This is a genomic window from Streptomyces sp. NPDC042201 (genome assembly GCF_055582185.1).
The window spans coordinates 102,977-114,905 of record NZ_JBVJDS010000006.1; the positions used below are offsets into that span (position 1 = coordinate 102,977).

At 68.4% G+C, this 11,929-nt stretch carries 10 protein-coding genes; 3 read left to right on the forward strand and 7 right to left on the reverse strand.

The window, feature by feature from the left end; all coding sequences use genetic code 11:
- Positions 1-16: 16 nt before the first annotated feature.
- On the forward strand, positions 17-529 hold the full coding sequence (locus ACZ6MZ_RS16375; protein WP_469352477.1) for a hypothetical protein: 513 nt from the start codon (positions 17-19) through the stop codon (positions 527-529).
- Between the two features lie 53 nt (positions 530-582).
- Here the strand turns inward: ACZ6MZ_RS16375 and ACZ6MZ_RS16380 are convergent, their stop codons facing one another.
- The 7 genes from ACZ6MZ_RS16380 to ACZ6MZ_RS16410 form a co-directional block, all read right to left on the reverse strand.
- A complete protein-coding gene (locus tag ACZ6MZ_RS16380; RefSeq protein WP_469352479.1) occupies positions 583-1,158 on the reverse strand; it encodes a restriction endonuclease in 576 nt (191 codons plus the stop codon).
- Between the two features lie 307 nt (positions 1,159-1,465).
- Positions 1,466-2,566: a M20 family metallopeptidase gene (locus ACZ6MZ_RS16385; RefSeq protein ID WP_469352481.1), complete on the reverse strand. Its 1,101-nt coding sequence runs from the start codon at positions 2,564-2,566 to the stop codon at positions 1,466-1,468.
- Positions 2,567-2,754: 188 nt separating this feature from the next.
- Positions 2,755-3,663, reverse strand: a complete 909-nt coding sequence (locus tag ACZ6MZ_RS16390; protein ID WP_469352483.1) for an alpha/beta fold hydrolase — start codon at positions 3,661-3,663, stop codon at positions 2,755-2,757.
- A 215-nt stretch (positions 3,664-3,878) separates the two neighbouring features.
- On the reverse strand, positions 3,879-4,481 hold the full coding sequence (locus tag ACZ6MZ_RS16395; protein WP_469352485.1) for a cadmium resistance transporter: 603 nt from the start codon (positions 4,479-4,481) through the stop codon (positions 3,879-3,881).
- Between the two features lie 41 nt (positions 4,482-4,522).
- A complete protein-coding gene (locus tag ACZ6MZ_RS16400) occupies positions 4,523-5,458 on the reverse strand; it encodes a bifunctional helix-turn-helix transcriptional regulator/GNAT family N-acetyltransferase (protein ID WP_469352487.1) in 936 nt (311 codons plus the stop codon).
- A 95-nt stretch (positions 5,459-5,553) separates the two neighbouring features.
- Positions 5,554-7,578 carry a glycosyl hydrolase family 28-related protein gene (locus ACZ6MZ_RS16405; RefSeq protein WP_469352489.1) on the reverse strand — a complete coding sequence of 675 codons (2,025 nt, stop codon included), beginning with the start codon at positions 7,576-7,578 and terminating at the stop codon, positions 5,554-5,556.
- 446 nt (positions 7,579-8,024) lie between these two features.
- The gene (locus tag ACZ6MZ_RS16410; RefSeq protein WP_469352491.1) at positions 8,025-8,855 is read right to left on the reverse strand and encodes an IPT/TIG domain-containing protein; all 831 of its coding nucleotides are present in this window, start codon (positions 8,853-8,855) and stop codon (positions 8,025-8,027) included.
- Positions 8,856-9,558: 703 nt separating this feature from the next.
- On the opposite strand from ACZ6MZ_RS16410, the gene ACZ6MZ_RS16415 reads away from it, so the two are divergent.
- Complete coding sequence (locus ACZ6MZ_RS16415) at positions 9,559-10,926, forward strand: cytochrome ubiquinol oxidase subunit I (protein ID WP_469352494.1); 1,368 nt, start codon at positions 9,559-9,561, stop codon at positions 10,924-10,926.
- The gene (locus ACZ6MZ_RS16420) at positions 10,923-11,921 is read left to right on the forward strand and encodes a cytochrome d ubiquinol oxidase subunit II (RefSeq protein ID WP_389788708.1); all 999 of its coding nucleotides are present in this window, start codon (positions 10,923-10,925) and stop codon (positions 11,919-11,921) included. Before ACZ6MZ_RS16415 ends, ACZ6MZ_RS16420 begins: the two co-directional genes overlap by 4 nt.
- The last annotated feature ends 8 nt before the right edge of the window (positions 11,922-11,929 follow it).

The window sequence follows — 11,929 nt, forward strand, 5'->3', positions numbered from 1 at the left end:
GTGCGGGAGGGGTGTCATGAGCGGTACGGAATCGATCGACAGCACGTGGAAGCTGAGCGACAAGGAGGGAGGGGTACTCGCGGGCCGGTGGTGGAAGTGGGCTCTGTCCGCCCCTGAGGGCCGCAGCCCGGTCAGGGACGTAACAGGCGAACACGCCGCCTGGAACCAGCCGAACGACCTCTGGTTCCTCGCCGGCACCTACGGCGGCCGCGTGGTGCGGCGCTGTGCGGTCCCCTCTGACCAGCCGGTCTTCTTCCCCGTTCTCAACATGCAGCACACCAGGTCGTACTCGAAGGTCCCCCAGTCCTTGGCGGTGGCGGAGGCCACGGCCTTGCTCAACGGCATTCCGTTGGCGCTGCAGGAGTTTTCCGCGCCGTTCCGGACGGGGCTGACCCGCCGCTTCGCCTGGGGGATCTGGGGCGGGATCGCGCCGCTCACTCCGGGCCAGTACGTACTGGAGATCAAGGCCAGGTCCACGAGCGGCTTCTGGGTCGACACGACGTACCACCTGGAGGCGCAGGCGCCCTGATCCGGGTCGTGTCCGGACGCCGGCCGGTGAGAGGACACGGTCGTGGCCGGCGCTCACGTGTCCGGGGTCAGCCTGCGGTTGGTTCCGGACCGGCCGATGTCCAGATCGAGAAGCGCCGTCAGGGCCGTACCGCTGTTCCAGAACCCGAGCAGGTCGACATCGATGAGCACCAGGCGGTGCCGGGCCGCGAAGGCGCGGGCCTGCTTGGTGAACGTGCACGAGGCCACGAAGAGGGGAACGTCCGCTCCGTGCTCATCGCGGGCGGTGCCGTTGAACCTCTGGAGATCCGGGCTGCCCACCGTACGGTGCTTCGCGTACCGCTTGCACTGCACCACGATCTTCCGGCCGTCCGGCAGCCGTCCCGTCACATCGGCGCCCAGGTCGTTGGCACCGCCCACGCGCTTCACCTCGGTGCAACCGTCCCTGCGGCACAACTCCGCGACGTACTCCTCGAACTCGCGGTGTCCCAGCATCCAGACCGCCTCCATGGACCGGAGGGCCTGGACCCGGCCCTGCTCCACCAGCCGCGCCCGCTCCGCCCCCGCCTCACGACGACCGGCACGCACCAATCCCCCGACGACGACCATCCCGGCCACGGCGGCTGACACCGCTAACAGCACCGTTCCCATGTTCTGCCCCTCCCCTGACTCGACTGTCCGCGGATTTACGCTCCCCACCTCGGAGGCGGTCCATCCGGCCGGTGCAGTCCCCGGGGCTTCGTTGCGCCTGAGCCAGGGGGGAGGCCGCAGGCGAAGTGCGCGGGCATCGCCGGCGTACTTCGCCTGCGGCCTGTGCGTGTGTCCGTGCCGGCATCACGGCGGCTGCGGCCGCGCGCACGTGCCTTGCCGGGGTGTCGGCGGTGCGGGATCCCCGCAGTTCCTGCCGTCCACGACTGCGCAGAGCGTCGCGGTGAGTACGACGGTCGACCTCGTTCGCCTATGCGTTTTGAATCGCCTTCACCAGTCCGGCGACAAGGTTCGCCCGCTCGGCCATGGCTTCGATCACCAGGTACTCGTGGTCGGCGTGGGCGCCGCCCCCGACTGCTCCCAGGCCATCAAGTGTGGGCACCCCGAGTGCAGCCGTGAAGTTGCCGTCGCTTCCGCCGCCAACCGCCTTGCCTTCGAGGTCAGGAAGCAGCCGCTTTGCCACCGCAAAGAGCTCGGCCGACGCCGACTCAGGCATTGGGGGCCGGCTGACAGCTCCCTGAACCGCGATCTCCGCCCCATCGAGATGCGGGGCCAGTGCTGCGAACGCGGACTCGATTCGTTCCTTCTCGTCGGCCGACTCGACCCGTACGTCGACGATGACGGTGGCCTGTGCGGGAACGACGTTGTCCAGGGTTCCTGCGGACGCCACGGTCGGGGTAACAGTCGTGCCCATATCGGGTCGGCCGAGCGCTGCGATATCCAGTACCTGGTGTGCTGCTTCGATCAGGGCGTTGACCCCGGCCGCGGGCTCAAGGCCCGCGTGCGACGCCCGGCCCGCGATGGAGACTTGGAACGTGCCGCAGCCTTTACGGCCGGTCTTCAGGGCTCCGCCATCCGCCGCGCCCTCGAGTACGAGCACCGCGCCGCAAGCAAGGGCTCGTTCTTCGATGAGAGCTCGAGAGGAGCGGGAGCCAACCTCTTCGTCGGCGGTCACCAGGATCTCGACGCCTGACCGGTCATCGAGCGTCGCCAGGCCATGAACGCCCTGTACTAGACCGCCCAGCATGTCGAAGACCCCGGGGCCGGTTGCCTGCCCGTCTTCGACCATGAACGGGCGGCGTTCAAAGGTACCGAGCGGAAACACCGTGTCATGGTGACCGAGGATCAGCACGGTGGGATCGCCACCGGCTGACCAGTGGACGTGCGGCCCGGCTTCGCTCTCAACGAGGATGGCCTGCCCGCCCAGGCGGCTCTCGATGACAGCGGAGACAGCATTGGCCGATACCCTCAAGGCGTCGAGATCGCGCGATGGAGACTCGATTTCGACGAGCCTCCTGAGGTCCTCGATCATCGCGTCAACACTCACATGGACGGTCTCGTACATCGTCATTTCGCAAGGGTAGCCAGCGCGCCGTGCCGGAAGGGACTGCCCCGGCGTACTGGGCGAGGACGACTGGAGCACGGAGCTGAACACGACCTGCTGGCCGCCGTACGTCTGGACCGCGTAATCGGCTTGCGCTGTTCCCTCGCAGGGGGCGCATAGCCTTGGCCGCCTCGGCGCTGTCCGTTTCTTAGTCGTTACTCAGCGAGCTTCCTGTCCAGGAATTCCCGCATCAGATCGCCGATCTCGGCGCTCTTGTCCTCCAGCGCGAAGTGTCCCGTGTTCAGCGCGTGGAATTCCGCATGGGGAAGGTCGTCCAGGAAAAGACGCTGGTTGGATTCGGGGAACACACCGTCATTGGCACCCGTGGCGATCAGCGCGGGGGGCTGATTCGTGCGGAGGAATTCCTTGGCCGCCTCGAAGGCGACTTCCTGCTTGGAGATGTCGTACAGGAGGTCGAGCATGATCTCGTCCACCCCGGGACGATCCAGAAGTGCCTGGTCGGTCAGCCAGCAATCCGGGTCGATCAGTGAAGGATCGGCTACCCCGTCGAGGTACTGATCCTTCGTGCACTCCGGTGTCACATAGGAACGGGCGGCGTCGCGGTGCTGCGCCGTGCCGTCCTTCCAGTACGGAATGAGGTCGTGCCAGAACCCGTCGGGGTTGCTTCCCTCGCGGTAGAGGGGTGCGTTCTGGAGGACGATGGCACTGATGCGTTCCGGGTGCTTGACGGCCAGGCGCCATCCGATCGATCCCCCGAAATCCATCATGTAGACAGCGAACCGCTTGACACCGAGATAGTCGAGCAAGCCGTCGATCACGTCGGCGATGTGGTCGAAGTTGTAGGTGAAGTCCGACCGGTCCGGCTTTCCGCTGTGCCCGAATCCGGGATAGTCCGGCGCGATGACGCGGTAAGCGTCGGAAAGATACGGAATCAGATTGCGGTACATCCGCGACGAGGTGGGGAAGCCGTGAAGAAGGACCACTACTGGCGCGTCCTCAGGGCCGGCCTCACGATAGAAGACTTCCACCCCTTGGATCATCGCGGTCCTGAAGTGCGTGGCGGTGTCCGCCGCACGCGGGTGAGAACGCGTTTGTGTCGCCATGGCCCACTCCATTGAAATCGGCTGAGATGAAATCGGCTGAAATCGGCGTTGAGAGGCGCAATGCTCGCACGGAGCGTGGTCAGCCGGATTCGGGGCGGTTCGGTCCCACCCACGCCTTCGAGAGCCCGTGGGCCCCTCCGGGCCGTGCGCCGCAGCTTATGACGATATCACCACTATTTGCCTATAGCATGATATGAACCGCTGGTGAAGTCGGCTCAGAGGCCGAAGGCTCCGCCTTCGATGAGGATGAGCAGGCCGATGGCGATCAGGACGGCCGGGAGCAGGATGTGGCCCCAGCGGCTGAGCGCCTTGGCGATGACCGGGCGGGTGGCGAAGAAGTGGCCCGCGAAGCACCACACGGCGACGAGGACGAGGAACACCACGGCGTACACGGCCATCCCGCCGACGCCGGCGGTGGCGAACACCGGGACGTAGACGCCGATGTTGTCGCCGCCGTTGGCGAAGGTGACCGCGGCGACCTCCAGCGGGCTCGGCCCACCCTCTCTGGCCTCGGCGCCGTTGTCGTCCTCGCTGCCCCGGTGGTTCCTCCACGCCTGCCAGGCGGCCTTGAGGCCCAGGGCGAGCGGCAGCAGACCGAGGTACGGGACGGCCGACTCGGGCAGGAAGGTGGCGCCGAACGCGGCGGCCGCGGCGACGGCCAGGATCGCGGCGAAGCCGAGGTACTGACCGAGCACGATCTTGCGTGCGGAGCCGCGGTGCTCGGCACCCTGGGCGAAGAACAGCGCCAGAATCAGGATGTCGTCGATGTTCGTGACGGCGAACAGCCCGGCCGCCTGCCCGATGATGCCCAGATTCACTGACCGGCCCGCTCTGCTCGTACGCCAACGACGGGGTGACCCTACTCGGGGCCGTACGAGGAGCGGTGGCCGCGCTCGCCACCCGGCGACGCCGGGGTGATCCGCTTCTCGAACCAGTGGTGCGCGTACGGTTCGTCGTTGAAGGCGGCGACCTCCTGGAAGCCGTAGGAGTGGTACAGGCCGATCGCGGCGCTGAGGACCTTGTTGGTGTCCAGGCGGAGTACGTCGCAGCCGCGCCGGACGGCCCGCTTCTCCAGCTCGGCCAGGAACCGGCGGCCGAGGCCGACGCCGCGAGCGTGGGGCGCCACCCACATGCGCTTGATCTCGGCCGGGGCGCCGGGCGGTAGCTTCAGACCGGCGCAGCCGATGGGCTCGCCGTGCAGCCGGGCGACCAGGAACAGGCCGTGCGGCGGCCGGAGTTCGCCCGCGTCGGGCAGGAGGCTCCGCGCCGGGTCGAAGCCGGTCTCGAAGCGCTCCCGCACCTCGGTGGAGTAGGACCGCAGACAGTGCTGGGCGTCGGGGTGGTCCGGGTCGATGACGGTCAGCGTGACCGTCGCAGCGGTCAGCAGCCGGTCGACCTCGGCCATGGCGGCGACCAGCCGGGCCCGCTGGGCGGTATTGAGCGGCTCCAGCAGGGAGCCGGCCAGCTCGTCGCTGCGGCCATCGAGCACGGCGCGCTCCGCGCGGCCCGCGTCGGTGAGCCGGACGGTGCGCACCCGTCTGTCCCCGGGCAGCGGCTCCACCGTCACCAGGCCGTCGGCTTCCAGGGAGCGCAACAGCCGGCTGACGTACCCGGAGTCGAGCCCGAGGCGCTCGCGCACCCGCCGCACGTCCTCGCCCTGCTCGCCGATCTCCCAGAGCAGCCGGGCCTCGCCGATGGGCCGGTCGAGGCCCAGGTAGTGGTCATGGAGCACGCCCACGCGTTCGGTGACGGTGCGGTTGAACCGCCGCACCTGGTCGATCTGCGCCTCATCCATTCTCTGACTCTAGTCAGAGAATGGATGAGGGACCAGAGACCCCGAGCGGGACGTCATGGCGCCGGTCGTCCTCCGGCCAGCTGTCTGACGTTACGTCACCAGGCGGACGGCGCCGGGGGCGTGACGACCGGCGGGCGGTCGTCACAGGTGATGGTGTTCGGCAGGAGCCACGGCGCGAGCCAGGATTCCGTGCCCCTGCCCCCGTCGTTGGAGCCGAGGTCGGTGAGCGCGAACTCCGAGCCCGAGGGCGTGAAGTTGAAGGAGCCGCAGTTGTTGACGCCGACTGCGCCGACGTTGCGCGCGTCCACGTTCTCGAAGGACGCCGACCCCGCGACGCGGGCGCTGACCACCGACGTACCCGTGCCGTCGACCTTGACGTCCTTGAAACGGACGCCGTTGATCGCGTACAGATCCTTCACCGCGTACTCGCTGACCAGCATGATCGCGTTGTACGTGCTGTCGAGGTAGTGGTCGCCGGTCACCCGGACGTCCGCGTCGATGTCCTTGTCGAGGGCGTAGAACCAGATGGCCCCGAGGCCGATGTTCCAGTTCAGCTCGAGCGTTCCGGCGCGGACTGTGGTGTTGTCGGTGATCCGCAGCTTCCCCGCGAACGCCTCGGCACCGAAACGCGCGCCGACGTGGATGGCGCTGCCCTCGCGGACCGGGTCGGCGACCAGGTTGCCCGAGACGGTGTTGTCCGTGCCACCGTAGAGGGCGATGCCGTTCGCGAGGACCGGCGACTGCACCGTGTTGTGGTCGAACGTGTTGTTGGCGTTGGCGGTCTTCTCGGACCACATGGCGAGTCCGTCGTCGCCCGTGTTGCGGACGAAGTTGTTCGACACGACCGAATTCGTCACGCCCGTATGGAAGTTGAGCGCGTCCGCGATCTGGTCGACGATGATGCTGTTGGCGACCCGGACATTCGACATCGGGCCGTCGAACCACAGGCCGACCTTGGTGTGCCGGATGTGCAGCCCGTCGATGGTCGAGTCGCTCATCGCGCCGCCGATGCCGTTCACCTGGTCGGTGTCGACACGCTCGCGTACGTCGCCCTCGATCGCGAAGCCGGACAGGTGCACGTTCTTACTGCCGCCGTCCGCCGCGTCCTTGCCGTAGAAGCCGACACCGGTGTGTACGGAGCCGTCGGGGGCCGGCTCGGCGAGGGCGACCTCGCGGCCCTTGATGATCGTGTACCAGTTGCCCGCGCCCTCGATCGTGACGTCGTCCACGATGATGTGGCGGTTCACCTGGTAAGTGCCCGGCGGAATATAGACCTTGAGGTGCTTGCGCTTCGCGTAGGCGATGGCCCGGTCCAGCGCGTCCGCCGAGTCATGCCGCCCGGTCGGGTCCGCGCCGAACAGCACCGCGTTCGCCGCGACCAGCCGCACGTGCGGCGCGCCCACGAGCTGCGAGTCGAGCAGGTCGACCACGGTCCACGCCGCCTTGCTCCCGGCGGGCACCGTCAGCCGTACCGTGTCACCCGCGCGGTACGTCTTGCCGAGCAGCAGGCGCTGCTCGTCGTAGAAGTGGCTCGGGCGGAACGGCTTGGCAATCACCGGGGCCGGCGTGGTGGCGTCCGGGACACAGGAGCACTCGGTGATCCACCAGTCGGAGTGCAGCAGGTCCGCGTTCGGGTCGTTGGAGAACGGATACTGGTTGTACAGCCAGGCGTACTGCGAGGTCAGCGTCATGGTCTTACGGCTCTTGCCGTTGACCGTGACATCGAGGGGCGCGGTGATGCCGCCGCCCTCGGGCGCGTCCGGGATGCTGTAGCGCACGGTGATCGCGTTGGCCGCGGCGGGCAGCGTGAACTCGACGTACTCCGTGGGCGTGAGCTTGACCGCCGTACGGCCCGAGGCCTCCGAGGGCAGCGTGTACGCGGCCCGGTCCGGCCCGATGACGGCGCCGTTCGTCGTGGCGTTCTCCGCCTCCTGCTCGGCGAAGCCGACATCGGCGCCGCGCCCGGCGACGAGGGAGGGGTCGAGCGCGGCGCGCGTCACCACGGGGCCCGCGGCAGCGCGGCCGGAGTCCGGCCGGGCGAGGGCCGTTCCGGTGCTCAGCACGCCGAGACCAACCGCCGTGGCGACGATCACCGCGGCACCTTTGAAGCTCCACGACATCTAAAGCTCGATTCTCTTGGGGAGGAGGAACGCGTGGGACGCTCGGCGGAGCGGACGCCGTGGGGGTGAGGTGACAGTAGGACCGGCGCGCCCCGTTCCACAAGATGCCTGCGAGCTGTTTTCGTATCTCTGCGACTCAACTACAGCCATTCGTCAGTTTCTTGCGACCATCGTCGTGATCCTTTACGACCGGCCCCACCGGAGCGGCCGCGCACGCCACCGGCGCCGGGGGCTGCCCGGTGGCTGTTTGTCGGTCCGTCAGTGTCCGCCCATGGCGAGTTGGGGTTGTGTCCATGCCATGAGCCGATCATGCCGGGTTCATGGCTTCCGGAATCTCGCACAGCGGTGCCGGCCTCTCGGGGGATTCCGGGAGGCCGGCACCATGTCACCGTGGGGGTAGCCCGGGAGGTTGGTGGCCCGGGGGCGGGCGGCGGTGACATTGAGGGTTACACGAAGGTGTATCCACCCGGAACGGCGGCGTTGCCGGCCGGGGTGGTGACGACGACCGGGACGTTCCCGGCGGCTCCGGCCGGGGTGATGCCGAACAGCACCGTCCCGGTGGGGTCGACCACCACGCCCGTGGCCGGGACGCCGCCGACCGTGACGGTGGCGCCGCTCAGGCCGGACCCCGTGATCACGAACGGGGTGCCGCCGGCGGCCAGGCCGGTGGCGGGGATGATCGCGGTCGCGGTGGGCGCCGCGGCGACGTATGTGTACCCGCCGGGCACACTGGCGGTGCCGAGCGGCGTGATGATGGTGACCGTGGTGTTGCCCGCGACACCGGGAGGGGTGACGCCTGTCAGCGACGTACCCGCGACGTTGACCACGACACCGGTGGCAGGCAGCGCGCCGAAGAGCACGGCGGCGTTGCTCAGGCCCGTCCCTGTGATGGTGAACGGCGTGCCGCCCGCGACCGGGCCGCTCACCGGGGTGATACTGGCGGCCGTCGGGGGCAACGGGGCGGCGATGTAGGTGTAGCTCACCGCGTTACTCGTACCGGTCGCGGTGGTGAGCGTCACCGATACCGTTCCCGCCGCGTGCGCCGGGGCGGTGACCACCGTGATGAACCCGAACAGGTCCTGGGAGACGATCGTGGCCGGTGTGCCACCGAAGGAAACACCGGTGGCGGGACTGAGACCGAGACCGAGAAGCAGAACCTTGTTGCCTCCGGAGGTGGGACCGAAGGCAGGCACGCCGGCAACGAGCACCGGCGGCACCACGGGGAACGCCAGCGGCAGACCCGCGGACGCGATAGTGGAAGCTACGGGCACAGACATGAGGAAACCTCCTGCGAAGAGACATGGACGCCGAACCAGCACCGGTACCGTCCTCTGAACCGACCGATCGCGACCCTCAACCCACCAACCGTGCGGGCAGCTTGAGCTGACCGGCTCGGCTCCCGGACCGCCGCCTGCCGGGCAGACGGTGCCCACCCGCGTCACGCGGGGGTGGGTGGCTGAGATGTGCCGGGCGCCGGCGGATACGTCGAGTGACTTGCCGCCACAAGCGCGGTGGGGCGCGAGGGGATCGCGTCCTCGGTGAGGGCGGGCCGTATACCGGCCGACGTCCACAGTGCACGTCGGCCGGTACGCCCAACTTCCCAGGATCGCTCGCCGCGGTGCAGCGGCCCAGCCGTTGAAGCCCTTCCTACCGGGAAGGCACAAACGGATGGATCGACTGCCGAGCTCCCGGGAAAGGGATGGGCGACCCACCGGTTCGGATGCATTCAGTAACCCATGGGAGTGACACCACCACAACGATGCTGACGGAAAGTCACCCGAACAGCTCAACTACGACGGGGTCTCGTTCCTGATCGCCTGAACGGGTGTCGCTCGTCGCCGCTCCGTGTCGCCGGGGCACCGTGCCCACCGGCACATGAAGGATGCGGGAATGCCATCCTCCGCTCACGCTGCCGGGATTCTGCTTCGGGCTGTGGCCTCGGCCGGCGACCCGCCGCAGTTGCTGCCCGCCCGGGAGCAAATGGCCTTCACTCTGGGCTTTCACATCATTCTCGTGCCGTTCGGGGTGGCACTCACCGCTCTCATGCTCATCGCCAACTACCGCGGTCTGCGGCACGGCGACGAGCAGGCCCTGCTGCTCGCGCAGCGCTGGTCGAAGGTCGCCGCCGTCCTGGTGGCCGTGGGAGCGGTGACCGGCACCGTACTGAGCTTCGAACTCGGCATCCTGTGGCCGGGGTTGATGGGTACCTACGGCGCCGCCTTCGGCTTCCCCTTCGCGATCGAAGGCATCTTCTTCTTTCTGGAAGCGATCTTCGTCTCGATCTATATCTACGGCTGGAAGCGGCTCCCTCCCTGGGTGCACTTCTGGACAGGCGTACCCGTGGTCGTGGCGAGCATGGGCGGCACGGCCGCTGTGGTCGCGGCGAACAGCTGGATGAACCAGCCGGGCGGCATCACCATGCGTGACGGCCAGGTCGTGGAGGTCCGTCCGGCCGAGGTGTTCTTCAACGGCGCCTTCTGGTTCGAGAGCGTCCACATGCTGCTCGCCGCCTATATCGTCGCCGGCTTCACGGTGGCCGGTGTCTACGCCGTCGGAATGCTGAAGGGTCGCCGCGACCACTATCACCGGCTCGGCTTCCTCATCGGCTTCACCGTGGCCGCCGTCACCCTGCCCGTCCAGATCTACGTCGGTGACGTCGTCGCCCGCCAGGTCTTCCAGAACGAACCGGCGAAGTTCGCCGCCCTCGAACTGCTTCCCACCACCGAGAGCCATGTTCCCGAGACGCTCGGCGGAGTACTGATCGACGGCGAAGTGCGCTACGGCCTCCAGATCCCGGACCTGGCCTCGCTGCTCGCCGCGTTCAGTCCCTCCACGGAGATCCGCGGACTCGACGCAATCGCCCCCGCGGTACGCCCCGAGGACGCGACGGTGAGTGTCGTCCACCTCGCGTTCGACGTCATGGTGGGAACGGCCACGCTCCTGCTTCTCCTCGTCGTGTGGTTCGCGTGGCTGTGGTGGCGCCGACGGGAAGTGCCCACCAACCGGTGGTTCCTGGGCTGCGCCGCCCTGAGCGGAATCGTCGCCGTGGTGTGCCTGGAAAGCGGCTGGGTGGTCACCGAGGTCGGGCGGCAGCCGTGGACCGTCGTCGGCCTGCTGCTGACCAAGGACGCCGTGACGACCCAGGGAAATCTCTGGCCGTTCTTCGCCGCGGCGCTGGCCATCTACCTCGCGGTGGGAACCGCCGCCGTGCTGACCCTGCGGTCCATGACACGGCGATGGAGAACCGGAGGAGAGGGAAGCGACGGGGGCGACGAGGAAGTTGACGTCCCGTACGGTCCCAACCGGCCGCTGACCGACGCTCACACGGGAGAGGGCCGGCGGACATGAGCGATGCCATCGCGGTCCTGCTGTTCATCGGAGTCATCGCCTACGCGCTCTTCGGCGGGGCCGACTTCGGCGCCGGTTTCTGGGACCTGACCGCCGGCGGCGCGGCGCGCGGCAGCAAGCCGCGTCATCTGATCGATGTGTCGATCGGCCCCGTCTGGGAGGCCAACCACACCTGGCTGATCTACTGCCTCGTCATGCTGTGGAGCGCTTTCCCCACCGCGTTCGTGGCCATCACCACCACGCTCTACATTCCGTTGGGCCTCGCCGCGCTGGGAATCGTCCTGCGGGGCGCCGGCTTCGCCTTCCGCAAGGCATCCATGCGCACCCCCGAACAGCGCATCTACGGCGCGACGTTCGCGGTGTCCTCCGTCCTCACCCCCTACTGCTTCGGCAGCGTGGCCGGGGCCATCGCGTCCGGGCGGGTTCCCGCCGGCGGCAACGGCGACCCGGTGAGCAGCTGGAACAACCCGACATCCGTCCTCGGCGGAGTGCTGGCGGTATCGGTGTGCGCGTACCTCGCCGCGGTGTATCTGACCGTCTCCGCCCGACAGAACCAGAGCCCGCCGCTCGAGGCGTGGTTCCGTCACCGCGCGCTGCTCGCGGGCGCCGTCACCGGCGTGGTCAGCCTGGCCGGGATCTTCGTCCTGCACGCGGACTCCCCGCGTTTGTTCAGCCAGTTGAGTCAGCGTGGCCTCCCGCTGCTCATCATTTCCGCGCTGAGCGGAGCGATCAGCCTTCTGCTGCTGAGGAGCAAGAGACCCGTCGCCCTGCGCATGCTGGCCGCCCTGGCGGTGGCGACGGTGGTGTGCGGCTGGGGCGTGGCCCAGTACCCGTTCCTGCTGGGCACTCATCTCCGTATCGCCGAAGCGGCCGCGCCGACGCCCACGTTGTGGGTGCTGGCGAGTGTCGCGGGCGCGGCCGCGGTCCTCATCGCGCCGTCCCTGGCCGCCCTCTACATCCTGCAGAACCGCGGAAGGCTGGAGACGCGGGCCTGAAGTACGTG

Excerpts from the sequence above, each read along its gene's own strand:
- ACZ6MZ_RS16375 (WP_469352477.1), top strand. The coding sequence starts at position 17 with ATGAGCGGTACGGAATCGATCGACAGCACGTGGAAGCTGAGCGACAAG.
- ACZ6MZ_RS16380 (WP_469352479.1), bottom strand. The coding sequence starts at position 1,158 with ATGGGAACGGTGCTGTTAGCGGTGTCAGCCGCCGTGGCCGGGATGGTC.
- ACZ6MZ_RS16385 (WP_469352481.1), bottom strand. The coding sequence starts at position 2,566 with ATGACGATGTACGAGACCGTCCATGTGAGTGTTGACGCGATGATCGAG.
- ACZ6MZ_RS16390 (WP_469352483.1), bottom strand. The coding sequence starts at position 3,663 with ATGGCGACACAAACGCGTTCTCACCCGCGTGCGGCGGACACCGCCACG.
- ACZ6MZ_RS16400 (WP_469352487.1), bottom strand. The coding sequence starts at position 5,458 with ATGGATGAGGCGCAGATCGACCAGGTGCGGCGGTTCAACCGCACCGTC.
- ACZ6MZ_RS16405 (WP_469352489.1), bottom strand. The coding sequence starts at position 7,578 with ATGTCGTGGAGCTTCAAAGGTGCCGCGGTGATCGTCGCCACGGCGGTT.
- ACZ6MZ_RS16410 (WP_469352491.1), bottom strand. The coding sequence starts at position 8,855 with ATGTCTGTGCCCGTAGCTTCCACTATCGCGTCCGCGGGTCTGCCGCTG.
- ACZ6MZ_RS16415 (WP_469352494.1), top strand. The coding sequence starts at position 9,559 with ATGGCCTTCACTCTGGGCTTTCACATCATTCTCGTGCCGTTCGGGGTG.
- ACZ6MZ_RS16420 (WP_389788708.1), top strand. The coding sequence starts at position 10,923 with ATGAGCGATGCCATCGCGGTCCTGCTGTTCATCGGAGTCATCGCCTAC.